General features: G+C 45.9%; 21 protein-coding genes, 1 pseudogene and 1 riboswitch. Of the genes and pseudogenes, 6 read left to right on the top strand and 16 right to left on the bottom strand.

All coding sequences use genetic code 11. The features are described 5' to 3' along the window. Position 1: 1 nt before the first annotated feature. The 8 genes from M1D71_RS24905 to M1D71_RS24940 form a co-directional block, all read right to left on the bottom strand. Complete coding sequence (locus M1D71_RS24905) at positions 2 to 340, bottom strand: STAS domain-containing protein (RefSeq protein WP_458124098.1); 339 nt, start codon at positions 338 to 340, stop codon at positions 2 to 4. An 86-nt stretch (positions 341 to 426) separates the two neighbouring features. Then, positions 427 to 2,103, bottom strand: coding sequence for a response regulator (locus M1D71_RS24910; protein WP_458124099.1), 1,677 nt, complete (start codon positions 2,101 to 2,103; stop codon positions 427 to 429). Positions 2,104 to 2,118: 15 nt separating this feature from the next. Next, entirely contained in the window at positions 2,119 to 2,991 is an 873-nt protein-coding gene (locus tag M1D71_RS24915) for a CheR family methyltransferase (RefSeq protein WP_145325804.1), read from the bottom strand. A gap of 86 nt (positions 2,992 to 3,077) precedes the next feature. Next, entirely contained in the window at positions 3,078 to 6,803 is a 3,726-nt protein-coding gene (locus M1D71_RS24920) for a response regulator (RefSeq protein ID WP_458124100.1), read from the bottom strand. Next, a complete protein-coding gene (locus tag M1D71_RS24925; protein ID WP_458124101.1) occupies positions 6,800 to 7,969 on the bottom strand; it encodes a PP2C family protein-serine/threonine phosphatase in 1,170 nt (389 codons plus the stop codon). The genes M1D71_RS24920 and M1D71_RS24925 overlap by 4 nt, the downstream gene beginning before the upstream one ends. A 375-nt stretch (positions 7,970 to 8,344) precedes the next feature. After that, on the bottom strand, positions 8,345 to 8,689 hold the full coding sequence (locus M1D71_RS24930) for a general stress protein (RefSeq protein WP_458124102.1): 345 nt from the start codon (positions 8,687 to 8,689) through the stop codon (positions 8,345 to 8,347). A 94-nt stretch (positions 8,690 to 8,783) separates the two neighbouring features. Next, positions 8,784 to 9,317 carry a hypothetical protein gene (locus M1D71_RS24935; RefSeq protein ID WP_458124103.1) on the bottom strand — a complete coding sequence of 178 codons (534 nt, stop codon included), beginning with the start codon at positions 9,315 to 9,317 and terminating at the stop codon, positions 8,784 to 8,786. Positions 9,318 to 9,384: 67 nt separating this feature from the next. After that, complete coding sequence (locus tag M1D71_RS24940) at positions 9,385 to 9,894, bottom strand: DUF948 domain-containing protein (protein ID WP_458124104.1); 510 nt, start codon at positions 9,892 to 9,894, stop codon at positions 9,385 to 9,387. Positions 9,895 to 10,115: 221 nt separating this feature from the next. On the opposite strand from M1D71_RS24940, the gene M1D71_RS24945 reads away from it, so the two are divergent. Together M1D71_RS24945 and M1D71_RS24950 are read left to right on the top strand one after the other, a co-directional pair. Further along, positions 10,116 to 10,280, top strand: a complete 165-nt coding sequence (locus tag M1D71_RS24945) for a DUF1328 domain-containing protein (protein ID WP_017692264.1) — start codon at positions 10,116 to 10,118, stop codon at positions 10,278 to 10,280. A gap of 373 nt (positions 10,281 to 10,653) precedes the next feature. Then, the gene (locus tag M1D71_RS24950) at positions 10,654 to 11,172 is read left to right on the top strand and encodes a hypothetical protein (protein WP_458124105.1); all 519 of its coding nucleotides are present in this window, start codon (positions 10,654 to 10,656) and stop codon (positions 11,170 to 11,172) included. A gap of 90 nt (positions 11,173 to 11,262) precedes the next feature. Here M1D71_RS24950 and M1D71_RS24955 read toward each other — a convergent pair whose 3' ends face one another. Next, the gene (locus M1D71_RS24955) at positions 11,263 to 12,150 is read right to left on the bottom strand and encodes a cation diffusion facilitator family transporter (RefSeq protein WP_062836461.1); all 888 of its coding nucleotides are present in this window, start codon (positions 12,148 to 12,150) and stop codon (positions 11,263 to 11,265) included. Positions 12,151 to 12,440: 290 nt separating this feature from the next. Here M1D71_RS24955 and M1D71_RS24960 point away from each other — a divergent pair, with 290 nt between their 5' ends. After that, positions 12,441 to 12,629, top strand: a complete 189-nt coding sequence (locus M1D71_RS24960; protein WP_458124106.1) for a hypothetical protein — start codon at positions 12,441 to 12,443, stop codon at positions 12,627 to 12,629. Between the two features lie 115 nt (positions 12,630 to 12,744). Here M1D71_RS24960 and M1D71_RS24965 read toward each other — a convergent pair whose 3' ends face one another. The 6 genes from M1D71_RS24965 to M1D71_RS24990 form a co-directional block, all read right to left on the bottom strand. After that, positions 12,745 to 14,370, bottom strand: a complete 1,626-nt coding sequence (locus M1D71_RS24965; RefSeq protein ID WP_145325810.1) for an ABC-F family ATP-binding cassette domain-containing protein — start codon at positions 14,368 to 14,370, stop codon at positions 12,745 to 12,747. Positions 14,371 to 14,746: 376 nt separating this feature from the next. Continuing rightward, positions 14,747 to 15,793, bottom strand: a complete 1,047-nt coding sequence (locus tag M1D71_RS24970; RefSeq protein ID WP_458124107.1) for an MBL fold metallo-hydrolase — start codon at positions 15,791 to 15,793, stop codon at positions 14,747 to 14,749. Between the two features lie 70 nt (positions 15,794 to 15,863). Further along, the gene (gene cydS / locus M1D71_RS24975; RefSeq protein ID WP_458124108.1) at positions 15,864 to 16,019 is read right to left on the bottom strand and encodes a cytochrome bd oxidase small subunit CydS; all 156 of its coding nucleotides are present in this window, start codon (positions 16,017 to 16,019) and stop codon (positions 15,864 to 15,866) included. 8 nt (positions 16,020 to 16,027) lie between these two features. Continuing rightward, complete coding sequence (locus tag M1D71_RS24980) at positions 16,028 to 17,062, bottom strand: cytochrome d ubiquinol oxidase subunit II (protein WP_145325812.1); 1,035 nt, start codon at positions 17,060 to 17,062, stop codon at positions 16,028 to 16,030. Further along, entirely contained in the window at positions 17,059 to 18,405 is a 1,347-nt protein-coding gene (locus M1D71_RS24985; RefSeq protein ID WP_458124109.1) for a cytochrome ubiquinol oxidase subunit I, read from the bottom strand. The genes M1D71_RS24980 and M1D71_RS24985 overlap by 4 nt, the downstream gene beginning before the upstream one ends. A gap of 388 nt (positions 18,406 to 18,793) precedes the next feature. Next, positions 18,794 to 21,643 carry an ATP-binding protein gene (locus tag M1D71_RS24990; protein WP_458124110.1) on the bottom strand — a complete coding sequence of 950 codons (2,850 nt, stop codon included), beginning with the start codon at positions 21,641 to 21,643 and terminating at the stop codon, positions 18,794 to 18,796. Between the two features lie 345 nt (positions 21,644 to 21,988). On the opposite strand from M1D71_RS24990, the gene M1D71_RS24995 reads away from it, so the two are divergent. Beyond that, positions 21,989 to 22,687, top strand: coding sequence for a response regulator transcription factor (locus tag M1D71_RS24995; protein ID WP_458124111.1), 699 nt, complete (start codon positions 21,989 to 21,991; stop codon positions 22,685 to 22,687). Positions 22,688 to 22,734: 47 nt separating this feature from the next. Here the strand turns inward: M1D71_RS24995 and M1D71_RS25000 are convergent, their stop codons facing one another. Beyond that, entirely contained in the window at positions 22,735 to 23,151 is a 417-nt protein-coding gene (locus tag M1D71_RS25000; RefSeq protein WP_458124112.1) for a hypothetical protein, read from the bottom strand. A gap of 242 nt (positions 23,152 to 23,393) precedes the next feature. Between M1D71_RS25000 and M1D71_RS25005 the strand changes: the two genes are divergently transcribed. Together M1D71_RS25005 and M1D71_RS25010 are read left to right on the top strand one after the other, a co-directional pair. Beyond that, on the top strand, positions 23,394 to 24,536 hold the full coding sequence (locus tag M1D71_RS25005; protein WP_458124113.1) for a virulence factor: 1,143 nt from the start codon (positions 23,394 to 23,396) through the stop codon (positions 24,534 to 24,536). Positions 24,537 to 24,683: 147 nt separating this feature from the next. Next, positions 24,684 to 24,899, top strand: a riboswitch (Lysine riboswitch). A gap of 115 nt (positions 24,900 to 25,014) precedes the next feature. Then, positions 25,015 to 26,497: pseudogene (locus M1D71_RS25010) on the top strand (amino acid permease). Positions 26,498 to 26,572 lie beyond the last annotated feature (75 nt).

Consider the following 26,572-nt stretch of genomic DNA (forward strand, 5'->3'; position numbering starts at 1 on the left):
CCTATTGGGAATTCTTCTGTGTGACAAAGAATTTGGCGATGCCCGTCATGTCAAAAAGTTTCTGGATTTGCGCAGGAACTTCCTGTACTTCAAAGCGAGCTTCCATTCCATGTCTAGCCTTCAGAACAGATAGCAGGATGCCTATCCCTGTACTATCGATATACTTCAAATCTTTCATGTTGATCATAAGATCCTGTTCCTTGTTGTCCACGAGCGGCTCCATTACCAAACGGAAGTCAGGAGCGACAGACAAATCCAGTTCGCCAGTCAGATACACTGTGCACACACCGTCTTGTGTTTCAGTTCTTGCATTGAATTTTTCATTCTTATTTGTATTCATTAGACATCTCTCTCCTGATCAATGGTTTCCTTACCTAATAACCCAACTTCAGCACGAGTGAAACAAAAAGAAGTTTGGCAAATGTTTCAATTGGCATGATTCATGGCAGATGGACCTGAGTTTAACATTTGTCGTGGTTTCTGAAACTGGGTTATTTTCTGTTTTACATTACCCATTTTCACCGGTTTACTAATATAATCATCCATACCTGCGGCAGTACAGCGTTGCTGAATCCCTTCCATAACGTTAGCAGTCATTGCTATAATGATGGGCTGGTTGGACTGGGGCAAGCTCTCTCTAATCCGCCGTGTACATTCCAGACCGTCCATCACAGGCATCTGCAGATCCATGAATACATAGTCATAGGGATGACGGCTGCCGAGCACCATGTCTAGTGCGCTCTGCCCATCTTCAGCTATGTCCGATAACAACCCAAGCTTACTGAGCATGATCGCCATCAACTTCTGGTTAATGGGATGATCATCCACAATCAATACCGTAGGATATTTATTCTCATTCTTCACATCACTCAGCTTCTCTTCTCCGTTCATCTGTACCAGTTCGGTTTCTACATAGCGTTTCGCCTGAATCGTAAATACAAACGTTGCCCCCCGCTGCTCCGTAGTGTCCAGATAGATCTGTCCACCCATCATTTCGACCAGAGTCTTGCATATGGCCAGCCCTAAGCCCGTTCCACCATACTTGCGTGTCATGGATGTATCCAGCTGGGAAAATGGCTGAAACAGGCGATCAACCTTGTCTGATGCAATGCCTATTCCTGTGTCCTTCACGGCAAACTCTAATGCCATTCGTCCGCCATTCTCCTCCTTAACGGACACGATCAGATATACCCCGCCATGGTCGGTGAATTTGATCGCATTAGCAGTCAGGTTCAAAAGAACCTGACGTAGCCTCGCCATATCTCCATAGATTAATTGAGGGACAGAATCTTCGAGGAAATAATCCAGTTCCAGATTTTTTTTACCTGCTTCCGCAGCAAACAATCCCAGTACTTCCCGAATACAGGAAGCTAGTTCGAAAGGATGCTCTTCCAATTCCATTTTGCCGGATTCCATCTTGGTAAAATCAAGAATGTCATTAATTACCGTCACGAGTGCATCCGCACTGCGACGAACGATGTCTGCATATTCCTTCTGATCTTCCTTCAGTTCCGTCTCCATTAGCAGATCCACCATGCCGATGACTCCATTCATCGGCGTACGAATCTCATGGCTCATCATCGCCAGGAACTCGGTCTTCGCATTGGCTGCGATTTCCGCTTCTTCCTTGGCCTGAATGAGTTGTTGGTTCATCTTCTCCAGTTCCTGTGTCTTCTGGTGAAGCAGCATCGTTTGTGTCTTCAATCGTTTATTTGTAATAAACATCTCCACAAAGCCCTCGATCTTGGATTTCAAAATCTGAGGAATAAACGGCTTAACCATGTAATCAATGGCCCCGGCTGAATATCCGGCAAACAAGTGCTCCGCCTCTCTGCTATTCGCAGAGATGAAGATGATCGGCACATCCTTGGACTTATCCCGTGCCTTAATTAACTTTGCTGTCTCAATTCCGTCCATTCCAGGCATCTGCACATCAAGTACGATAACCGCAAATTCGTCTTTCAGCAAACAGCGGAGTGCCTCTTCTCCGGAAGTTGCCTTAACGAGTTTGTATTGTTCCGATTCCAGAACCGCTTCAAGCGCAAGCAAGTTCTCAGGGCGGTCATCTACCAATAATATGTGGATTGGTTCATTGAGCCCCATGGCTAACCTAACCCCCTATTTGATCTTCCGGTATATTTTTTCGGTCCGGTCTAACGGCTCATAGGTATCACTGAACTCTGTAAAATGTATCGATTCTTTTGACCCCAGAACCAGAATACCAAAGTGGCTCAAGCTCTCGTGAAACAGCCCATGCACATGGTTCCGTAGTTCATCATTGAAATAAATCATGACATTGCGGCAAAAGATAACATTAAACTCGTTAAATGACCGATCTGTTGCCAGATTGTGCTCGGCGAATATAATGTTCTTCCTTAGAAAAGGGTGAAACATCACCGAATTGTATTTCGCTGTATAGTACTCGGAGAAGGCTCTGGTACCCCCTGCCTCCAAATAATTTGTAGTAAATAATTTCATTTTCTCAATACCGTAGACGCCCTCTTTAGCCTGTTGCAATGACCGATCATTCATATCGGTTGCGTAGATTCTTGCCTTGTCATACAGTCCTTCCTCATGCAACATGATGGCCATGGAATAGACTTCCTCTCCTGTAGAACAACCCGCATGCCAGATTCGGATGTACGGATAGGTTCTCAGAATAGGAATAATCTGTTCCCGAAACATTCGGAAAAGCGAGGGATCTCGAAACATTTCCGTTACAGGGATGGACAAGTTCTGTACAAAACGTTCAAACGCGGAACGGTCATGAAGGACACGCTCCTGCAAGCCGGATATGCTCTTAACACCTTCGGCATGTGCATGATGCCAGATTCTTCGCTTCAGGGATGGCAGTGCATAGTTTCTAAAATCATAACCATATAAACGGTGCATGCCTTCCAACAGCAACTCAATCTCGATCAGCTCGCGCTCTTCATCTTGCGGCATGCGGACCAAATCTGTCCCTGTCTCGGTAGGTTCCCACGGTGTCATAACTTCTCTCCACTTCTTCATTTGTTACTTGCGTATTGGTCGTATTGTCTTTCATTACCCAAACAATGAACATACGAATAATGAACTTACGAATACAGCCATACGCGCATTAAGGATAACAATTGATCTGTCTGAATTGGTTTTTTCACGTAATCAGATGCTCCAGCTTCAATACATTTGCCTCGATCCTCTTTCATGGCTTTGGCCGTAAGCGCAATAATCGGTAACTTTTCAAACTGCGGTATCTGTCTAATTCGTGTCATGGCTTCGTAACCATCCATTTCTGGCATCATCATATCCATCAGCACCAGATCAATTTCCGGATTCTTCTCCAGAATTTCCAGAGCCTCACGACCATTCTCTGCAAACGTTACATCCATACGATAACCTTCAAGGACACTTGAAAGGGCAAATACATTACGAATATCGTCATCTACAAGCAATATTTTCTTGCCTTCAAACAACGTTTCCTTATTATGCAGCTTCTGCAAGATTCGACGCTTGTCTTCCGGCAAATTGGCTTCCACCCGATGCAGGAACAATGTGGTTTCATCCAGCAGACGTTCCGGTGACTTCACATCCTTGATAATGATAGATTCCGCATATTTGCGCAGCTTCATTTCTTCCTTGGAATCCAGTTCTTTGCCTGTATAAATTATAATCGGCAGATCGTTCAGATATTCATCATCCCGGATCTGGTCGAGCAATTCGAACCCGGTCATATCCGTTAACATCAGATCCAGTACCATACAGTCATAACGCTGACTGTGTAATTCATTCAAAGCCTCGCTACCTGTTGATACTGCTGTAATTGCAACGTCATCATGACCTATCAATTCAATAATGGCTTTACGCTGAATCTCATCATCTTCCACTATCAAGAGTCGTTTCAGCTGATTCTCGGTATAGGATTTGATATGCGAGAAAGCTTTATCCAGTGAATCCTTGCTAGACGGCTTTTTCAGATACGCAATGGCGCCCATCATCAATCCTTGCTTCATATCATCAATGACCGAAATCACATGTACCGGAATATGGCGTGTTGCCGAACTGCTCTTCAGCTCACCCAGAATGGTCCAACCGTCCATAACTGGCAATTGAATATCCAGGATAATGGCATCCGGCAGATATTGACGTGCCATTTCAAGCCCTTTATCACCTTGAAGGGCAACAAGTGCCTTGAAACCTCTACCTCTAGCCATATCCATCAATATATGTGCAAAGTTCACATCATCTTCAATGATGAGAAGGATCTTGTCACCTTCCATGAGATTCTCCCGATCATCTTCGAACTGCATGACATCTGGCGTATGGGTAGGAGACAGATCCGTATTCACGCTCCGCTCCGGTTCAGGAGAGAGGATGGACTGATGACTTGATAGCATGGTCCGTGTTCCGATGGACTGTTCATAAAACTCCTCAGAGGATACAGCTGCTTCTCTTGAGGCACCTTTCTTCGCCAGAGCTTCCTCTTCATGATTATCCGGCAGATACAAGGTAAAGCAACTACCTTCACCTTCGGATGATTCCACCTGTATAGCGCCACCAAGCAAGCGTGCCAGTTCCCTGCTAATGGACAATCCCAGGCCAGTTCCACCATATTTCCGACTTGTTGTCCCGTCCACTTGCTGGAACGCTTCAAAGATCAGATCTGTCTTGTCGGATGGAATTCCAATGCCGGTATCTTTCACACTAAAGCCGATATATTCCTGATTGGTATTCATATATCCCGGCAGTTCTTCGGCTTTCATCCGCCGTCCAATCAGACTGACCGAACCACGGTTGGTAAACTTAAACGCGTTCGACAACAAGTTCCGCAAAATCTGTTTGACGCGATGACTGTCGGTGTATACCCATTCCGGTAAATCACTGTCGAACTCGATATTCAAGTTCAGCTCTTTTTTATTCGCCATCGGTCCAAAGTTCTGCTGAACAAAGCTGGTCAGCTCTTCCATTCGAACGGCCTCATAGTTGATATCCATCTTACCTGCGTCCACCTTGGACAGATCCAGAATCTCATCAATCATCTTCAGCAGATCGGCGCCCGACATGTAGATGGTTTGAGCATATTCCTGCTGCTTGTCAGTCAGATTCCCAGCCTTGTTCTCCGACAATAACTGGGAGAGAATCAGCAGACTATTCAATGGTGTACGGAGTTCATGCGACATATTCGCCAAAAATTCGGACTTGTACTTGCTTGTCATCGACAGTTGCGTAGCTTGTTGTTCCAACTGTGTCTTCGTTTTCTCAATTTCGTCATTTTTCTCTTCGACTTCACGTACCTGCTCTTCAAGCGCTCTCGTCTTCGCAATGAGCTCTGTATTAAAATGCTCCAGTTCTTCCTGCTGACGCTGCAGCAATTCTTCGGAACGTTTAAGCGCCTCTGTCTGCTCCTCCAGATTCTCATTGGAACGGCGCAGCTCTTCTTGCTGTGTCTGCAATTCTTCCGATTGAACCTGCAGTTCTTCTGTCAGTGCCTGGGATTCACGAAGCAGCTCCTCCACACGCAAACGACGTCGAACGTTGTTCAGTATAACGCCCAGATTCATAATCAATTGAGAGAACAATTGCTTGTGCAGTTCACTGAACCCTTCGAAGGAAGCCAGTTCAACAACACCAATCAATTCATCTTCGAACACGACAGGATAGATCATGATGCCCGCAGCACGTGTTGAACCTGAAGCTGAACCAATATGCACGTAATCTCCAGGCGTATTATCCAGAATAATCGGTGTCATATCGAGGGCAGCCTGACCAATCAGGCCTTCACCGATCCGGTACATTTCTTTACCAACGTCTTCGTTCTCCTCAAATGCATATGCACCGTAACGTCTCAGTTCGTCGGGATGTTTCTCTTCATCAATCAGATACACGACACCCAACTGAGCACCAAGCACAGGTGTGAACTCACTGATAAACATCTGTGAAATTTGCCGGATGGATCCAATCCCCCGAAGCAGCTCCGGGACTCTTGCAATATTCGAACTCATCCAGTTCTGATCCTGTTGGGCCTGCACATAAGCCTTCTCGACTTCCAGTTTTTCTTCCAGATCGCTGGACACATCTTTGAATACACTGGCAATCTGACCAATCTCGTCCGTCGACTTGACCTGAATGCGGCGGATAGTCCGATAGCGACCTTTGCCGAAACTGGTGATCATCATGGATACGGTATTCAGCCCCCGTGTAATGCTTGGCAGCACCCACATAATGATACCCAGTGCCAGCAACAATCCGGCAATCATGATACTTACCGTAATCTGCACTGCTCTCGTATACGCTGCGTTAGCGTCCTTAATCTCCGTATCAATCTCTTGGTCCTGGTAACGGGAAAGAGCATTCAAACTATCTACGGCTTCTTTTTGCACCGCGAGTCCTGTTGAATTGCGGTAGTTATTCGCATCTTCTATCCGGTTCTGGGACATCATGCTAATCTGTCTCGTAGCATAGGCTGTATAAGCATTCCATGCAGTATTTACACGATCCACCAGTTGATGTTCAGGCGCACGGTCTGCACGGTTTCTCACTTCTACGAGGTTGCGATCGCCTCGATCCTTCATCTCCTTCAGGTCAGCGTCTGCTGCTGCAGTCGAGTTGTTTGGATTTAATAACAAGTTAGCCAGCACTTTAGCTATATCATTAACCTCTCCGCGTGCCGCAGAAGTGAATCTTACTTTGAGATAACGTTCCTGATACATCTGATCTATCTGTTGATTGCTGCTGTTCAGCCGCTCATAACTCACAAACGTGAGCACAATCAAAATGGCCATCAGAGAGGTAAAGCCAATCAGCAGTTTATTCCTGATCTTCATTCAGCATCCGCCCCCTTTTCCAGTGTTATCCAGACCAGACACTTATCATCATCACGTTCCTGTGCAATCTCGTCGTCGAAAAACAGCGTCTGCATGGCAGCTTCATTCCACTGATGTGAACCGCTCAGTTTTTCGATCAGGAATTCATGTTGCTCCTCCTGACCACCCTGAACAGCTTCCAATAAACCATCTGTATAAAGCGCAATATGCCCGTCACCCTCGTAATGGATCGTTTGTGGCTCAATGTCCATTTTATCAAACAAACCAACAGGGCAGCAGACGCTGTCAAAAGTAGTGACACTGCCGTCATCTCGGAAGAATAATGCAGGCGGATGCCCTGCATTGACATAATCAATACGCTTCATCCGTGTATCCACTACCAGATAGATTGCCGTGAAATAATACTGTACCAATTGTTTCCCCAGATGGAGCTGATTGAAGCGCCGGTTCAACTCCTGAATAACCTTCTCCGGATCAACGTAAGTGGTAACTGTATCTTTCAAGACAGAAGCGATAAACATAGTAAACAGAGATGAAGATATCCCATGTCCCATCATGTCGAGCAGCAGTACCCCATAACGGCCTTCCCCGAGCGGATACCACGAATACAGATCACCCGCCAGTTCGAAGGAAGGTTTATAGATGGCATGCACTTGAAACAAAGGGTCCCGGAGTGCCGGACTTAATACGGCATTCTGAACCATTGCTGCCAGCTTCAGCTCATCCTGGATACGCTGATCACGCTCTTTGTGCCAATCCTTCTCTTGTTTCAAACGAAGTGCGAGTCGAATTCTGGCCATCAATTCGACTTTGTTAATCGGTTTGGTTACATAGTCGGATGCGCCAGCATCCAATGCTTCGGCAAGTTTCTTGGAGTCACCGATGGCAGTCACCATAATAATCGGAATATCCTTTAGGTTTTCAAATTTCTGTACAATACCGCAAGCTTCGATTCCGTCCATCTCAGGCATCATCATATCTAGCAAAATCAGGTCAATATCCGACGGTCTTGGACGAAGTTCATTGCTTTCCTCTCCAATTCCCAAAACTTCAAACATTTCCATGGCGGAACTCGCCGTTACAATGTCACGATAATTTTCTTTTTTCAGAATTTCTCGAATGATAATGACATTCGTCGGATTGTCGTCAACAATAAGTATTCTCATTGATATCTCCTTATCTGTGGCGTCCGGGTTTGTCGATTCTTATTAGGTTAAAACCAACCTTAATTTTACAAATTTTGCATACAAAACGGCAGTAGACATAATAATTCCTAGTATAACTATAATCTTAAAAACAAAAAACTACTATTAACACGTGTTCAAAAGTGGACTTTTTGAACAACCTTTATCAGTACGGGAGAATCCCCCGCTTTTCACCTGTTTTTGCAGCGTCCTGATCCCGCTTCCAAACTTGCAAAAACATAGATAAGGAATGGGGAAAGCCCCATTCCTTATCTATGTTTTTGATTAAGTGTTTTACATAGGTGATTCAGAAGCTTGTCCACGTCCAGCAGATTTCAGCTTGTAGCATATATCTCGTTAATCTTTCTTTTTAGCAATAACGAGTACTTTACCTTTATCGAGTTCACTCTCGTAGAAGTCGGCTTCGGCTTCGGTAAAGCCCATCGAAACAATTTTGGCCCGGAGTTCGTCACCACGTGAGCGGAACAGATTCGCCAAGGAATCAAATACGCCTTCTTCCTTCATGCCAATTTCTTTGGCATCTGCCGTATCGGCAATTCGATCTGTACGATCCTTCTCATGGGCGAGAACGAAGATATGATCAGCAAGATATCCGGTAATCTGCAATTCTTTCACCGCTTCTACCGCCTGGACTCCGTTTTCTACCACTTTTGCATAAGCTTGCGCATTGGTTGAATTCATCGTTTCCACTCTCCTCTGATTTAATCTTCTATAACGAGCTACTTAGTATATAACCTTACTATACGGGGTTGAAACGATTGTGTAATAACCAATTCTAGGAAACCGTATCATCAAAAAGATCAATGCCATTGATCTGGCTGGAGCCTGACTTCATATATACCTTTAAAGCCTGATCTCCACGGAGAAACACTTCTCCGTCCTCAGCCACATAATACGGTTTACCAAGAGCTTGATGAATCGCTTCAATATTCATCTCAATTTTCTCACCGTTTAACATGATGTGATTCTCAGATGCATCGATATGCACATATTGAATCATCTCCGTATCTTCACACATGCCAACCTTCACATCATGAAAGTGATATTCAGGACAACCCAGATAAGGATCTTCCTGCTTATGCCCGGGCTGGCCCTTCTTGGCCAACAAGTCGTTCATGGTGTCATCCAGAGAAATACCATTCAGAGTCCGAAAATGCTGGAAAGTCTCGGAACGATCAACAGCCAGAGTCACCTCTGACGCCTTCTCTTCCATTGCCGTCCATTGCATATCGTGAGCAGCGGGCACCGCTGCCGGTTGAACGGAAAAGGGAGAAATTACGCTAAACATCACAAGCAGTATTTTCATCATGAATCTCACCCTTTCATCAGGTTCATCACCGCTCTGAAGGCTTCCTTATGGATACAAAGCGGTCATGTTATTTGCGCATGCGTTGCCATACATTTGCTGCAACATCGACATACTTCATCCAGTTCTTCCCGCCCTTAGCTTCTCCATTATATGTCGCTTCATATGACTGCAGGGTACGATCCGTTGAGGTGGCAGGCGGTGCTGTTACATGAGACGGTTCAGCATTTTTCGTCTCTTCAGCATGGTTTCGTTTGGTCTGAAATCTGGCCATCAGCGTCGTGGAGACTTGTTTGGCTGCTGCCGTCACCTCGTTCAACACTTCTCCGAGATTTTCAACAGATTCCATCACAGGATCAATTTTTTTCATTTTGTTCTGCACATCCACTGTAATGTCATTGGCATGTCTTACCGTCTGTTTCACTTCATAACTAAGCTCGTCAATGGTCTTGTGTACCTCCTGTAATGTCTGAGAGACATTGTCCAGAGAACCCTGGGCGGATTTCAAGGTACGAATTAAGAAGAAAACAAGTACTGCAAATGCCACTGCAATCAGGGCCACGCTAATTTGATAGATCATAGAAGAACCTCTCTTTCCATATGTGCATCAATTGGTTATTGCTATAGTTACCCGGTGATTTCCCTGACGAAACAATATTATATATCTCTTCATATATGCCTGCGGTTGGAAAAAAAACCAATGTTTCAACCAGATCACACTCGGTTAAAGTTAGACTACACAAGGCGGTGAGGTGAACACAACTCATACCACCAAATCAGTAAAAGAAAGGATGAAACCTCATGTTGAAATGGTCTGTATTATTTCTAATTATTGCACTGGTTGCAGGTATCTTCGGATTCTTCGGTATTGTTGAAGCAGCTGCTTCAATTGCCAAGGTACTGTTCTTCATCTTTGTAGTACTGTTCGTGATCTCCCTTATTACGGGACGCAGCCGAATGCGATAACCTGATGTTCCGAATGAGTCAATATTCATCGACGAATACATACAAAAGCCGATCGTGCTACCAAGCCGATTGGCTTTTGTGCGTTCAGGCACAGGTCGACTTTTCTATATTATGTATTGCACTCCTTTCTGCTTTATTCCAATCTACTCTCGTATGAATTTCAAAAAAACAGAACCTTTTTGAGATAGCCAACCCGGTTTTATCCCACTGAAGTATGATTTTTACAGGCTCGCTATATACCCAAATATGCGTCACATGACACTGGAGGATCCAAGAAAATATTGTTATAATTTGTGATTCATAGGGGAGCTTGCTTGGTTACTTTAAACACAGGACAACAAATTACATACCTAACCCGAGGAGGAAAAACAAAATGAAAAAAATTGTAAGTTTTGCAGCTGCTTTAACGTTGATGGGTTCGATGGCTGCCGCTGCAGGTGCTGAGGAAGCGGTTACTGGAACGGTAACTCCGGAAACAGGAACTGAGACTACAACAACGCCAACGACCACAACAACTCCGGCTGTTGAAGTGAACAAACCTGCTGTAGAAACAGTAGAAGGTACTGCTGAGACAGTAACAGGTACAACAACAGACACTACAGGTACAGAAGGCACTTCAACTACAACTGAAACGCCAGCTACGACTACAGATGACAAAATGTTTGAAGAGCCACTCGTAAAACCAGGCGATGAAGTACTGGTACCAACGATGTTGCTGAACCTTCTGGAGCGCACTTGGTTCTATGATGCACCTAACGGAAAACCAATCGGTGCATTAAGCTCCCAAGTCATCGATACAACAGGTGAAGTTGTTGATGGATTCGATGGCGGCGAGTGGGTGCAAGTATACACTTGGAAAGGCAAAGCGTGGATCCACGTTGCCATTCAATAATATCGTATAATCGTTCTAACGATAAGTAAAGAGGACAGCGCGCTTAATCGCAGCTGTCCTCTTTTGATATTCAATATGTTCACTCTCTGTTCAAGGGTTCCCAGTAACCTCATCCATCTTCGGTTCCACATGTACGTGCACATGCATGATGTTATGTGATCGCTTCAACCGCTCTTCCACTCTGTCACAGATCTGATGGCCTTCTATCAGGCTTAGGCCTCCGTCCACTTCAATCACCACATCTACAAGTACATGACTGCCGTGCACACGTGCTTTTACATCCTTGATCATTTCAACACCGGGAACTCGAGCCACGGAGGATCTGAGATCCGTCAGTTCTTTCTGATCAAACCCATCGGTAAGGCGATGCGTAGAATCCCGGAAAATCTCCCAAGCGGTCTTGCAGATTAACAGGCCTACAGCAATCGCAGCTACTTTATCCAGCCAAGGAAGTCCGAACTGCGCACCGATAATACCAACTGCAGCGCCTATGCTGACCCAGGCATCCGAACGATTATCTTTGGCCGCAGCCATCAATGCCTGGCTATTAATTTGTTTGGCGAGACGGTGATTGTAACGATACACCCCTAGCATCACCACCGCACAGACTACAGCCACCGCTGCCGCCCACAGATTAGGAGCAACAAAGGCTCCTTCATACCAGGAACGAACGGCTTCAACCAACACTTGCAGCCCAACCATAGCCATAATAAATGAAGCCACCAAGGCAGCAACAGTCTCCGCTCTAAAATGACCATAGGCATGATCCGAATCAGGGGGTTTCTGGGAGATCCGAAGCCCGATCAATACAGCAACGGACGCCACAATATCCGTAAGGTTATTAAAACCATCCGCCAACAAAGCGCTGGAAGCAAATAAATATCCACAGATCAGCTTAAAGGCGGACAAGACGAGATAGGCTACGATACTAACCCAAGCGCCTCGCTCCCCTTTTCGTATTTCTTCATAAGCGTTCAAACCGGGCGACACTCCTTTAACGTTTCCTATTACGGTTTTTCCATGTTACCAAATGCGGAGCGTGTGGGTCTACAGAAACAGTGTTGCCAAGCTGCATTGCTGTAGGCAAGCCGAAACAAAGTTGCCAGACGGCAGGGCTGTAGGTACTGAGAAAGAATGTTGGCCTGGGTAAAACCAAAGGATTTGAGCATTTTATCAGGTTGCCCTTGTGGGGCTTTTGTAAAACGTATAAAATAGGTACATCCCGTCCAATCTGGACGGCTTACTGTAAGACCGGGAGGGAAATAACGATGAGCGAAAATACCGAACCGAAAAAGGTCAGTTTGCAGGATGCTATACGCCAGAAGCTTGCACAAAAGAAAGAACAAGCAAATTCCGGCAACCAATCCAGCGCCTACTTTGAAGGCGGACCGAAAGCGATGAAGAGTCAGAACAACAAGAAGCCTAACAACCAACGTCGCCGTACTGGTGGATCTTAGGGTTTAGAGCCGCAAAGATACCCAGTGTATAACAAAAAGAACCGCAAGCCCTCTTACAGAGGCTTGCGGTTCTTTTGTGTCTATATGCATAATGTTCCGTAGATGGATGCTTATTTTAAGCTTCTACCGGATACATTTTATTGCGCAGTTCTTTAATTTCATCACTTTCCAGATATTCGTCATAGCTCATTTGGCGATCAATGATGCCATTCGGCGTAATTTCGATAATCCGGTTAGCAATCGTTTGAATGAACTGATGGTCATGGGATGTGAACAGCATTGTGCCGTCAAAATCAATCATACCATTGTTCAGCGCTGTGATGGATTCGAGATCCAAGTGGTTCGTAGGCTCATCCAGAATCAATGCGTTAGCACCAGTCTGCATCATTTTCGCCAGCATACAGCGAACTTTCTCGCCCCCGGAGAGTACACTTGCCTTTTTCAAGGATTCCTCACCTGAGAACAGCATACGTCCCAAGAATCCACGCAGGTACGTTTCGTCCTGATCTTTGGAATATTGACGAAGCCAATCCACGAGAGTCATGTCTACACCGTCAAAATATTTGGAGTTGTCTTTTGGGAAATAAGCTTGAGTTGTTGTTACGCCCCAAGTGTATTCGCCGCTATCCAATTCCGTTTCACCCATAAGAATATCAAACAATAGTGACTTCGCATTACCATTCGGGCCAACAAATGCGATTTTATCCCCTTTGTTCACGACAAAGCTGATATCATTCAGCATGTTCACGCCATCAATCGATTTGCTGATGCGATCTACAGTCAACAATTGTTTGCCTGCTTCACGCTCAGGCTTGAAGTTGATAAACGGGTATTTACGGTTCGATGGACGAAGGTCATCCAGCGTGATTTTGTCGAGCTGTTTCTTCCGGGAAGTTGCTTGCTTCGATTTCGAGGCATTCGCAGAGAAACGTTGAATAAAGGCTTGAAGCTCTTTAATCTTCTCTTCTTTTTTCTTGTTGGCATCGCGCTGCAATGCAAGTGCCAATTGGCTGGACTCGTACCAGAAGTCATAGTTACCTACATACAGCTGGATTTTACCAAAGTCGATATCTGCAATGTGCGTACATACTTTGTTCAGGAAGTGACGGTCATGGGATACCACAATAACAGTACCTTCATAGTCCATCAAGAAGTTCTCAAGCCATTGAATGGATTCGAGATCCAAGTGGTTGGTAGGCTCATCGAGCAGCAGGTTGTTTGGTCGACCAAACAATGCTTGTGCAAGCAGAACACGAACTTTTTCGTTACCACTCAGTTCAATCATTTTCTTCTCGTGCATGTCACGGTCGATACCCAGACCGATCAGGAGTGCCGCTGCATCCGGCTCAGCATCCCAGCCATTCAACTCGGCAAATTCACCTTCAAGCTCACCTGCACGCAGGCCGTCTTCTTCAGTGAAGTCCGCTTTGGCATACAGCGTATCTTTTTCTTTCATAATGGCATAGAGACGACTATGGCCCATAATTACCGTTTCGAGAACCGGATACTCATCATATTCAAAGTGGTTTTGCTTCAAAACGGCCATACGTTCGCCCGGGGTGATGTGCACCTCTCCCGAGTTTGATTCAATTTCACCGGACAAAATTTTCAAGAACGTGGATTTGCCGGCTCCGTTGGCGCCGATCAGGCCATAACAGTTTCCTGGTGTGAATTTGATATTTACATCTTCAAAAAGTGCACGTTTTCCGTAGCGGAGCGTGATGCCGCTTGTACTGATCATTAAGCATACCATCCTTTATTGGTTAATCTGCATACTGCATGAATAGCAAGTTGCGTAAATCATGGATTCAATATCCCGATGCCTATTCTGGCACCATATTATAACACAAAAAAGCGGCAAATTCGAAAATTGGCCGCTTTTTACTGATTAAAGATTTGGTAAATGTACTGTTCATGCGGGTATAACCCTACATTAACATATTTGGCTCACTTTTGTTAGGGCTTGTCTGAAAACTCCGAAGAAGCAGATTTTGCCGAATTTTCGTTCCAAGCAAGGAAATTTACCGCAGGCGTGCCGGGGCACGTCAAGGGAAAGTGACGCAGTATGGGGCGAAAAGGCGGTAAAAGATGCATTTCAGCGAGTTTTGAGATACGTCCTAGTCCTGTTTACCTTCCTCGTGCTTAATCCGAAGTGTTTCGCCATGACCAAGCACCCGAATCCGCTCTGGACCAATGCCGAGCCGCTCACGTTCGACTTCGAGCCGATCCAGTGCTTCCTTGGGCGTATCATCCGCCAGCTTGAATGTGCCGTAATGCATCGGCACCATGAGCTGTGAACCGGATTCAACGAACCCCTGCAGCGCTTCTTCGGGTGTCACATGCTGAGAAGTCATGAACCATTCTGGATCGTAGGCACCGATGGGCATCAGGGTAACACCAATGTCAAAGCGCTCTCCAATCGTTTTGAAACCCTGGAAGTAACCTGTATCACCCACAAAATACAACACAGGCGGACCGCCTGATGATTTGGATGTGTCGTTCTTTCCGAATTCCGTGGATGATTCATCCCGATCGCTCGTTGTTGCAGCACTTTCCACTGCTGATGTCGTTACCGGATGATTCGGTTCCAACACATACCCGCCCCAATGGGACGTATTGGTATCGAACAGCGTCCGGCGCGTCCAGTGCTGTGCAGGGACAAAGGTTATTTTGACTCCGCCAAGTGTAATATGATCCCACCACTTCATCTCTTGGCATCGATGGAACCCTTTGCGGATCATCTTGCGCTTCAGACCATCGGGTACGATGAGCAACGTCTTGGCTGAAATCAGCTTGCGCAAGGAAGCCAGGTGCAGATGATCATAGTGGGAATGGGATATCAGAATGACATCCAAAGGCGGAATATCCTGAATCGGAATGCCGGGGGCGCCGAGCCTTCGTTGAAATCCCATTTTCTCGGCCCACACCGGGTCAGTCACGATGTTCAATCCATAATATTGAATAAAAAACGTGGAGTGACCAATCCAGGTAATACTTGTTTCATCCCGGTTGGCATGCAGATAATCCAGTTCAGGCGGGTGTTTGGGCACGGTGTAGGAATAGTCCTTCACTTTGCTGCGCCGCTGCTCCCTCCATTGCTTGAATTCCTTTAGCGTTTTGTCCGTACTTACATTATCAATATTGTTATAACGGATTTTCGGCATGAAAGGGCCATCCTCCCTTCCTTATTTCTTAACAACAGATTACCCCAAATGGGAATGGACGTACCATCAATCAATCCTTCGGGTTTTTAAATACCGCCATATATACAAACAAGAAAACAATTGCAGCCGCTATAATCAGGGGTGGGGCGTACATGATGGTGAATGTCTCAAAAAAACTCAATCCGGTGACACCCGGTATTCCCGTGACTCCCTCAGTAATGACCATGAACGGACTCATCCTTTCTTTTTACCAGAATTACCGCGCACATAATTTGCATTAAACAAGAACAACTTCATAATCAGTACAAGGGAAGGAATCAGCACGAGCAGCCCCAGGCTAAACGCTGTAATCAATGCAATCCCCATCGTACGATTCGTAAAGCTGTCGTAAATATTAATGTAAGGATACAGAATATACGGAAGGTGGGATCGCCCATAACCATACCAGGCAAAAGCAAACTGAAGCATGACAGCGATGAAGCACCACCCCAGATATTTGCTTTTCCACACCAGCGACACCGCAATGACAAAACAAATAAATGAAGCAATGAACATCCAAGAGATATTCAACATCTGCTCAAAGTGTGCGGGATTCTGTTTGTTAATCTGCAGAAAAGCCAGAAAACTCGCAAAGATGGTGGGCAAACTCCAGAGTAACGCATACTCTCGAAGTACCTCAAATGCGGGCTCGTCCCCCGCCCGCTTGGCGTAATAAGACAGAAACATCGCCGAGATATAGAGCACACTGACCAGTGCAAGCAATACAACCGACCATGTATAGGGATTCGTCAAAAATTCACGCCAGCGAAAGAACACCTGATCGCCCACCTGCTCAATAATCCCACCTTCGGATATGGCCAAAATGGTGGAAAACACCGCCGGAATGAGCAATCCTGTTGCTCCGTACAGTGCCATGTAGATTCGGCTGTTCTTCCCATGATTGCCATAGGTATTGTAGGCGTAATATACGCCCCGGATCGCAAGCAGTACAATGGCCAAGGAACCCGGAACCAGTAAGGCTGTCCCGTAGTAAAAGGCGCTGTCCGGATAAAATCCGACCAGTCCGACCACAAAAAAGATCAGGAACACATTCGTCACTTCCCACACAGGAGACAGGTAGCGCTGAATGATGTTATGAATTTTGTTCTCGTGCCCGGTCAAGATGCTGTAAAAGCTGAAAAATCCAGCGCCGAAATCAATCGAAGCAACGATCAGGTAACCGAACAAGAACGTCCACAATATCGCGATGCCTGCAATTTCGAAACTCAATGCACGATCCCTCCTTCAAGTCCGAGCGTCTCAAGTTCCTTCTCTGCTTCCTTGTTACGGAACAGCTTACTGAGTACCCGAATGCAAGAGAAACATAGGATTAGATACAGCAAGATGAACAACACTAGCATCCAACCTACCGATGTAGACGTCGTGGCCGCTTCCGACACCTTCATATACCCACGTAAGATCCAAGGCTGCCTGCCGACTTCTGCGAATATCCATCCCAGCTCGATTGCAATCATGGCGAGAGGCCCCAGGAAAACAATACCGAGCAGCAACCATTTGGGATATGGCTTACGCCCTGGCAACCATCGACGCAGCACATATAACACAGGAATCATCAGAATGATCACTCCGGTTGTGACTTTCAGGTCGAACATATAGTGAATAGACAGTGGTGGCCTTAGATCCACAGGATATTCTTCAAGACCTTTCACTTCCGTATCTGGACGATTACCTGCCAAAATGCTAAGAGCATAAGGAATCTCAATGGCGTATTTCACTTCATTGTTCTCATCCAAAATGCCGCCATAGATGAGCGGTGCCTTCTTCATCGTCTTGAAATGCCATTCTGCGGCAGCCAGCTTCTCCGGCTGATATTTCGCGAGAAATTTACCGGAGGAGTCTCCGATCATGACGGTACTGATCGCAAAGACGAGCGCAGACACCGTCGTGAGTTTAAGTGCTTTTTTGTAATAAACGTGGTCTCGCCCCCGAAGCAGACTGAAGGCGGCTATGCCCGCCAGGACACCCGCACTCAAGGTGTACGATGAGGCGAGTACATGTGACACCTTGGTAGGTGTCGCCGGATTCAGCATCGCAGCAATCGGATGAATGTCCTTCATGATGCCATTAATCAGAGTGAATCCCTGCGGCTGGTTCATAAAGGAATTGACTGTCGTAATGAAAATCGCAGAGGCGGATGAGCCGATCGCTACCGGAATCAACAGCAGCATATGCGTATATTTCTTTTTGAAACGGTCCCACGTGTAGAGGTAAATCCCAAGAAAGATCGCCTCGATAAAAAAAGCGAACGTCTCCATAAACAGCGGCAAGGCTATCGCTTGACCCGCGACTCGCATAAACATCGGCCACAGCAAACTAAGCTGTAATCCGATCGACGTGCCTGTAACAACGCCAACGGCAACCGTGATGACAAAACCTCGTGCCCAACGGCGTGCCAGCAAGGTGTAATGAATATCATTGGTTCGTAGCCCTCGCCACTCAGCCAAGGCAATCATTAACGGAACACCTACACCAATGGAGGCAAAAATAATGTGCACAAACAGGGTAATACCGGTCAAAATCCGGCTGAGCAGAACAGGGTCCAGAGATGACATGGTTACACTCCTCTTTCACATAATCATTATGTACAACCTCAGATCGAGCTTATTTGAACGTTTGGCTCAATAACTCATGATCCGAATGATGCTTTTCACAACGGCATACAACACAACCACAGCTACGACCAGACAGACGATAATGAGCGTTTTCTCTTGTTTACGAAACATAGTACCTGCCGTCCTCCTTTTGCATGGGATGCAAATTATGGCTCTATATACAGTGTGCAAAAAAATAGGTTTTTTTATCCGGGACATTAAAATCAAAAAAAAGCCTTTACCTCTCATGACGCTTTCGCGCCGAAAGGTAAAGGCTCTATTGAATAGATCTCATATCCATCGTTCTTAACAAAGTGTATACATTTTCTTCATACCTAATCAGTATGTTTTAGAGCAGCACGTCCTGTTTCGGCAGTCGAACCTTGAATGTGCTTCCTTTGTCCGGTGCAGATATGAAGGTTAGCGTACCGTTATGATCCTCTATAATTTTGCGGGAAATGTACAATCCGATTCCTGTTCCACCGATCTGACGATGATCCGAATTATCCACACGATAGAATTTGTTGAACAGCAAGTCCTTCTCCTTCTCTGCAATGCCTATTCCGTAGTCTCGTACATCAATACATAACCATTGCCCTTCTTCCCATAACGTAACATCAATTCGGTCGGAACCCGGTGAGTATTTGACCGCATTGCCCACCAGATTATGGAGAACCTGAACCATCCTGTTCTGGTCGGCGTAAGCAAAGAAGTCGCCATTAAACGTATGAACATGGATACGCTGAACGGACTTCATATTCCATTGCTCAGCAACCCCTTCGACCAATTCAATCAGCGGTACATAGGTCATGTGGTAGGTCATGCCTTCGTTGTCGAGTCGCTGAATATCCAGTACATCATCCAGCAAACTGCTCAGCCTCATGCCTTCTGAGGAGATGGTCTGCATGAACTCCTGCAGTTGTGATGCGGGAAGATCATACATCATCATCAATTCCAGATACCCCATAATAGTGGCTACAGGTGTTCGAAGCTCATGGGACACCACGCTGATCAGTTCATTCTTCATCCGATCCAGCCGCTCTTCTCCTGTCCGGTCACGGAAGACCAGCAGGAAGCCATGATTTTTACCCGGGACATCCATCTGTTTCATATACAAGGAAAATAAACTTTTCTCCACATTGTTAAATATAAATTCAGTCTCGATAAATGCCGTTTCTCCATCCAGGAACGCTTTCGTCTGTTCCAACAGATTGAAGTTATCCGTCAATACCATCGTATCAATCGCCTGTGCCAGATCTTCAATGGATCTACCCAGGAAATTACCCAGACCAAACATCTCTTCTATCCTTCGGTTGACGATGGTTATCGTGCCTGAACGATCTGACATGACGAGTCCTTCCCGAACAGATTCTATAAATTGCTCACTGATATCCCGCTGTTCCTGGATGGCAAGCTTTTCATGTAACAACTCCGAATTCAGCTTCTCCAGCGCAAGGGCATGACGTACACGATCTTCTTCTGCTCTTGTTCGCTCCGTAATATCCTTAATAAACAGGTTATATAACGTCTCATTCTTGCCGAGCTGAATTTCAACAATTTTGTACTCTATCGGAAAGACGGTCCCATCCCGGCGAATACCTGAAATTTCATCTACGATCGTGTACCTCTTACCTTCAACATATTCGAATCGCTCCAGCAATGTCTTAATCTCCCTACAGCTTGCCCCTTGAAAAAGAGACGGTGCTTCCTTCAGCAGGATCACTTCTTCCCGGAGCAAACCAAACATTCTTTCGGCCTCCGGATTAAACTCAACGATGATTCCGTTGGAGTCCACAGCGATAATCGCATCAATCGACGATTCAATAATTGCACGTTTGACTTCTTCACTATTCTTGAGTTCCTTGGTCCGTTCTATGACCCGATCCTCCAGCGTTAACTTATCGTGACGAATCTGTTCGAATTGTTCCAGCAGCACATCAGCCATTTTGCGCAAATTACCAATAAGAATCTGCACTTCGGTTACATGGCTCGTTGGCCACTCCATCATCTTCCCGTTCCGAAACAGCAGTCTCGGTAGAGAACCTGTCATTCTGGTAAGTCTTAACATTGGTCTAACAACCTTATTACTGAGAGGAGCCGCCACAATCATGGAAGCAACGATGATAATGAACAGGGATTGCAGCGTGGACAGGTAGATCGATTCTATTCGGGGATAATACTTGGTCGAGCTGGTCTCAATGAATACCCGATAAGGTGTTACAGCTGTCATCTCCGCTTCATAGATGAAAGATACCTGTTTCCAGTGATTCAATACATCGCTGTAATGAATATTCTCGGAGCTTAACAGAATAAGGTTATCTTTCGACTTAAGGAGACTGTATCTATCCATGTCCAGATACTCGCCAGCCTGCAATGTATTCAAACCAGAAGCAACGACTGTATCATTCCGATCCAGCAGAATCACATTCACACCCAATAGATGATGATACCGCGCCATATTCTGATCCATATTCTCCGAGGTAACATACTGTTCGTCCAGATCCTGGACAACGGCACTCGCCGCATGTTTCATATCACGTATAATGGCATCATTCATATGACTCAATTGTCTGCGGCTATCTGCGGATAACAATAGGAGAGAAACAAATACCACGAAGGCAACTACGTATTTAAATGCAATTCTTGTGAGTGGAATGGTTCCTGTGCGCTTTGATTTGTGTTCACCCGTTGTAATCCAGAAATCCACCACAATTCCCGCGATTAGCGCATTCACCATGCCAATCACGGCAATATACATATACTCATACTTCAAATCTTCTATATTCAGGCCCAATATATAATGTCCGCAATAGATGACGGGAAGTAGCATCACTACCCAGAAGACAGCATTAGCCTTGATTAGACTGCCGTTCTTCCAACGGATCTGCCAACCGAGCATCCAGATCAGTTCAATGAGATGCGCAATCATGACAGTTAAATTACGCGGCTCGAAGCCGACAACGATGGTATTCAGCAGATGAATGACTGTAAGGGTGACCAATCCATAGATAGCCCCATGCAAACGAAGAGCAATGAGTGCCGCTGCACTGCCAACCATAAACTGCACACCATAGAATAAAGTAAGTGGAAATATAGTGCTTAGTGAGCCAAGAATGATCAGAATGCTGGTTCCAAACCAGGGTATCCTCAGCTTCAGCACGGTCCACTCCAGCAGTTGAATCGCCTTTATACGATCCATAAGTAACTGCCCTCGCGGCTGATTTTTTGTTCTGTATTTAACAACAACGTTGGTTCCTCCTAAACACTTGCGCGGATACAATCTACTTTTTTTCCCCAAAACATCGTTCTGATCCATTATACTGTAATTAACACTTGATGTAGCTTTGGGAAATTCTGATCGCTCGGCAATCAACCTGCATTCATGCTAAAATATTGAAGTTCATCTAAAAAGACTGCGCCCTATCTACATATACATCCTATATTCTGGGATAGAAACATTAAAAATTTTGCAGTATTTTTTAGCAAATCACAGCTTTTTTTTAGTATTTTCTTAACACATTATTTTCACCAGGAGTGTGACCCTATGACGATCAAAGTACTTCTTATAGAAGATGAGAAAAATCTGGCTGACATGATTGCTTTCTTTCTTGAGGAGGAAGGATACATCACGGAACGGGTTCATCATGCCCGCGAGGCACTTCAACTGTTCCCACAATTCGAGCCAGACATTGTTGTAACGGACCTCATGCTTCCTGAAACGGATGGGAATGCTCTTGTAGAAGCCTTTCGCCAGCACTCCACTGTGCCGATTCTAATGATCTCAGCAAGCACGATGCTGAATGATCGACTTCGCGCTTTACATAATGGTGCGGATGACTTTCTGTGCAAGCCATTCAGCCTTAAAGAGCTGGACGCCAGAATTAAAGCCCTGCTGCGCAGATCTATCATTTCCTATCAGGATAAGCCGGCTAAAGAAGACAAACAGGCAGAGGTTACTGGACATGTGAATGTAAATGAGTACAGAAGAACCCTGTTTGTGGACGGCGTTGAAATCGAGGTCACTCATATTGAGTTTGAAATTATGAAGGAATTGTACCGGAATCCGGGCAAAGTGTTCACCCGCAATGAGCTGATGGATCGGATCAAAGGCTCAGAGCGCGCCTACCTGGATCGAACGATTGATGTTCATATCTCAAGCCTGCGTAAAAAAATTGAGCCTGACCCCAAGAACCCCCGTTATATCAAAACGGTGTGGGGAACAGGCTATAAATATGTGATCTAATTCGATCATAATCATTAAAGTTAAAAACCTTTGGCCATATCCCTCTCTTATCTCATGGATAAGATGGGATGTATGGCTATTTGTGATTGATATACAGAGGAATGCCACCACTTCTCCATGTCTTTGATGAGCTGATCCGGTTCTTGCTCGTTCCAGAGGATCATCTTTATCTCACCTGTACCTGTAATCAGTTGCAGGTGTCGCTTCCGAATCAGCGATTTGAAATCCGTAATGATCAGTAACGGAATCTGCGGCATAAAAGCCCGAATGGCATTGGCTGCTGACACCGCTTCTTCGGCAATCTGATAATCAACAATACAATAACGGGAGTTTTCCCAACTTCCCCGGTGCGTTTCCATCACAGAACCGGATGGTGCATCGGCAATCCAATTCCTGAACAATTGAATAATATTCTCATATGCAATACGACGTTTTCCATCCGAGAGCACGGTAATAGGTTCCATAGGTATGACCTCCAGTTGATTCTTCCTCTTATTGTGTCAATTTTCGTTTAAAAATGTTTGTGCGTGAACATGAAAGAAGTGTTAACAATTTTCGCAATTCTTCACATCCTGTGTCAGTCACGACTGGGTCTCTTCCGGAGGATTTCGCAGATTCCACACATTGATGTAAAATAGAGAAATACCCGTGTGATTTAATTTACGGGAAGTTAAGGATGAATCTGGTATCTTAGGAGGTTACACCGATGAATATTATTTCCATTGAACCCACACCAAGTCCAAATACGATGATGTTGCATCTTGATGAACGTCTGGAGGACGGAATTCGCAGAACATATACACTGGACAACGAACGATCCGCTCCGGCGTTCATTCGCCAGATGCTTCATATTCCTGGCGTAAAGAGTGTATTCCACACAACAGACTTTGTGGCGCTTGATCGTAAAGGAAATGCAGACTGGTCCGTCATTCTAGGCGAAGTTCAAAATCGCCTTGGACAGCAAGGCATCGATCTGGACTGGATCGAGTCCGAAGACAGCTCAGGCGAACACTTCGGAGAAGCACAGGTATTCGTTCAGTTCTTCCGAGGCGTACCCATGCAAATCAGGGTCAAAGCCGGGGTCAAGGAAGAACGAATCTCGTTGTCGGACCGTTTTGTCAAAGCCGTGACAGAAGTCGCCAGTGCGACGATGATCAAAGAACGCAAACTGAGTGATTATGGCGTTCGATATGGCGAATTACCGGACATCGCACGGGAAGTCGAACAGGAACTCGAAGCCGCTTACCCACCGGAACGACTGGAGCAGGTCATCCAACAGGCCATTGAACATGGCACCAAATCAGAAGAGTTCGTTGAGCGCCGTCGCGAATTGGATGGAGCCGAACTTGAAGAGGCTCTGCGGAGTGATGACTGGAATGTTCGGTATGCGGCGTTTGACGGCATGGAACCTACGGCAGAAAGACTGCCCCTCGTAGCCCATGCCCTGCATGACAACAAAATGCAGATTCGCCGCTTGGCCGTGGTATACCTGGGTGACATTCGTACACCGGAAGCGATGGAACTGCTGTATGAAGCGCTCAAGGACAGTTCTCCTGCGGTACGCCGTACGGCCGGCGATACGTTGTCGGATATTGGTGATCCTGCCGCCACTCCAGCCATGACAGCAGCGTTATCCGATAAAAGTAAACTTGTACGCTGGCGTGCTGCACGTTTTCTATATGAGGTCGGAACAGAAGAAGCAGAGCAAGCCTTGCGTGTTGCAGCCGATGATCCTGAATTTGAAGTCAGCCTACAGGCCAAGATGGCTCTGGAACGAATCGAATCGGGCGAACAGGCTGCTGGAACGGTATGGCAGCAGATGGCTGGCCGTAACAAGAAAGAGGAATAGTGGTCCCTCAGACCTCACATCCAACAATTGTTATTGCACTGGGAAACCATGCGCGTTATACTGATTGTCTGTTTACTAAACAGGACACATCGTGTTAAGTTGTGTTGATCATAATTTCATAAACTATAGATACACCTCATCCATTGATGGTGAGGTAGAGGTCGCGGGTGCGATCAGTACGCTGATGGAGGCGCTAAGGAGCCGCTTATGATATCAGCCGAAAGGTGCACCCGCCGAAGCTCACTGGACGTTCCTTATACGGTCTGGTGGGCTGGGGCTGCTGTCGAAAGGCGCAGAACTGTCACGGAAGTACATTTCCTTTATATAAAGGTATGAATTCTTCTGTGTTGAGCTATCTTAATCATCTGGGACATGGTGCGGACATTGATATAGAGACCGCAGGCTGATGCCTGTGGTCTTTTTTGTTTATGAAGTCAAGTATCGCAAACATCAGTAAATCGAATGAAGGAGTGTTTCCATGCAAGACCGCAGTAACCCAACAACAACTGGACCTTCCCTGAAAAAAGGATTGCGCGCACGCCATATGACGATGATCGCCCTCGGTGGCTCCATTGGTACCGGGCTGTTCCTCGCAAGTGGTACCGCCATCTCAACCGCTGGCCCCGGCGGAGCATTAATTGCCTATGCGGCCGTTGGCATCATGGTCTATTTCCTGATGACCAGCCTTGGTGAGCTTGCGACCTTTATGCCGGATTCCGGTTCATTTAATACGTATGCCGCACGTTTTGTCGATCCAGCCCTTGGGTTCGCCATGGGCTGGAACTTCTGGTACAACTGGGCTGTGACCATTGCAGCAGAGCTTGCTGCCGCTACTGTACTCATTAAATACTGGTTCCCCGACAGTTCATCCATGTTATGGAGCTTGTTATTCCTCGTGCTGATCTTTTCCTTGAACATACTGTCCGTCAAAGGCTACGGAGAGTCCGAATACTGGTTCGCCATTATCAAAGTAGCTACCGTTATTATTTTCCTGGCCGTTGGTGTGCTCATGATCTTCGGTATTATGGGCGGAGAAGCAGTGGGCTTCAGTAACTTCACCATAGGTGATGCACCCATCCATGGCGGATTCTTCGCTGTACTTGGTGTGTTCATGGCTGCGGGGTTCTCATTCCAAGGTACAGAGCTTATCGGTGTAGCCGCTGGTGAGAGCGAAAATCCACGGGAAAATGTACCTCGTGCAATTCGTCAGGTATTCTGGCGCATTCTGATCTTTTACATTTTGGCGATTACCGTGATCAGTCTGATCATCCCTTATACTCATCCGAATCTGCTCAAGGGTGACTTGAACAATATCGGTGTCAGCCCGTTTACGCTGGTCTTTGAGAAAGCTGGACTCGCCATTGCGGCTTCCGTGATGAATGCTGTTATTCTAACCTCGGTACTCTCTGCCGGTAACTCAGGCATGTATGCTTCAAGCCGGGTTCTCTATGCCCTTGCCCGAGATGGTAAAGCCCCTCGTTTTCTGGGCAAGCTGAATAAAAAAGGCATTCCAATGAATGCACTTTTGCTCACGACAGCTGTTGGTATGTTAGCATTCCTTGCCTCCCTGTTTGGCGATGGTATTGTGTATACCTGGTTGCTGAATGCATCCGGTATGTGCGGATTTATCACTTGGCTTGGGATTGCCATAAGTCATTATCGCTTCCGTCGTGCATATGTTGCACAAGGCAGAGATTCTGAGCGATCTGCCTTATCGTGCACGTTGGTTCCCGTTTGGGCCAATTTTTGCCTTTGTTCTGTGTATTATCGTGATTATTGGACAGAACTATCAGGCATTCACGGGTGACCAGATCGACTGGAGCGGAGCAATCGTCGCTTACCTGAGCGTACCGCTGTTCCTGGTGTTATGGCTGGGTTACAAATGGATCAAGAAGACCAAAGTGGTGCCGCTGCAGGAATGTGATTTTACACCTACGGATTCACCAGCGGATAAGCACTAAAGAGGTAATAATTTAATTACCATTTCGATGACAGAACTAGTCCTCTACATTCTCATGTAAATGGTTAGTTCAACT

The sequence above is a fragment of the Paenibacillus sp. Z3-2 genome, from assembly GCF_054161325.1.

Bases quoted from the DNA above. Each gene is read 5' to 3' on its own strand.
- M1D71_RS24940 (WP_458124104.1), bottom strand. From the start codon at position 9,894: ATGATCTATCAAATTAGCGTGGCCCTGATTGCAGTGGCATTTGCAGTA.
- M1D71_RS25005 (WP_458124113.1), top strand. From the start codon at position 23,394: ATGAATATTATTTCCATTGAACCCACACCAAGTCCAAATACGATGATG.
- cydS (WP_458124108.1), bottom strand. From the start codon at position 16,019: ATGGTCATTACTGAGGGAGTCACGGGAATACCGGGTGTCACCGGATTG.
- M1D71_RS24905 (WP_458124098.1), bottom strand. From the start codon at position 340: ATGAATACAAATAAGAATGAAAAATTCAATGCAAGAACTGAAACACAA.
- M1D71_RS24985 (WP_458124109.1), bottom strand. From the start codon at position 18,405: ATGTCATCTCTGGACCCTGTTCTGCTCAGCCGGATTTTGACCGGTATT.
- M1D71_RS24925 (WP_458124101.1), bottom strand. From the start codon at position 7,969: ATGAGAATACTTATTGTTGACGACAATCCGACGAATGTCATTATCATT.
- M1D71_RS24915 (WP_145325804.1), bottom strand. From the start codon at position 2,991: ATGACACCGTGGGAACCTACCGAGACAGGGACAGATTTGGTCCGCATG.
- M1D71_RS24950 (WP_458124105.1), top strand. From the start codon at position 10,654: ATGAAAAAAATTGTAAGTTTTGCAGCTGCTTTAACGTTGATGGGTTCG.
- M1D71_RS24930 (WP_458124102.1), bottom strand. From the start codon at position 8,689: ATGAATTCAACCAATGCGCAAGCTTATGCAAAAGTGGTAGAAAACGGA.
- M1D71_RS24965 (WP_145325810.1), bottom strand. From the start codon at position 14,370: ATGATCAGTACAAGCGGCATCACGCTCCGCTACGGAAAACGTGCACTT.
- M1D71_RS24945 (WP_017692264.1), top strand. From the start codon at position 10,116: ATGTTGAAATGGTCTGTATTATTTCTAATTATTGCACTGGTTGCAGGT.
- M1D71_RS24920 (WP_458124100.1), bottom strand. From the start codon at position 6,803: ATGAAGATCAGGAATAAACTGCTGATTGGCTTTACCTCTCTGATGGCC.
- M1D71_RS24970 (WP_458124107.1), bottom strand. From the start codon at position 15,793: ATGCCGAAAATCCGTTATAACAATATTGATAATGTAAGTACGGACAAA.
- M1D71_RS24995 (WP_458124111.1), top strand. From the start codon at position 21,989: ATGACGATCAAAGTACTTCTTATAGAAGATGAGAAAAATCTGGCTGAC.
- M1D71_RS25000 (WP_458124112.1), bottom strand. From the start codon at position 23,151: ATGGAACCTATTACCGTGCTCTCGGATGGAAAACGTCGTATTGCATAT.
- M1D71_RS24935 (WP_458124103.1), bottom strand. From the start codon at position 9,317: ATGATGAAAATACTGCTTGTGATGTTTAGCGTAATTTCTCCCTTTTCC.
- M1D71_RS24910 (WP_458124099.1), bottom strand. From the start codon at position 2,103: ATGGGGCTCAATGAACCAATCCACATATTATTGGTAGATGACCGCCCT.
- M1D71_RS24990 (WP_458124110.1), bottom strand. From the start codon at position 21,643: ATGGATCGTATAAAGGCGATTCAACTGCTGGAGTGGACCGTGCTGAAG.
- M1D71_RS24960 (WP_458124106.1), top strand. From the start codon at position 12,441: ATGAGCGAAAATACCGAACCGAAAAAGGTCAGTTTGCAGGATGCTATA.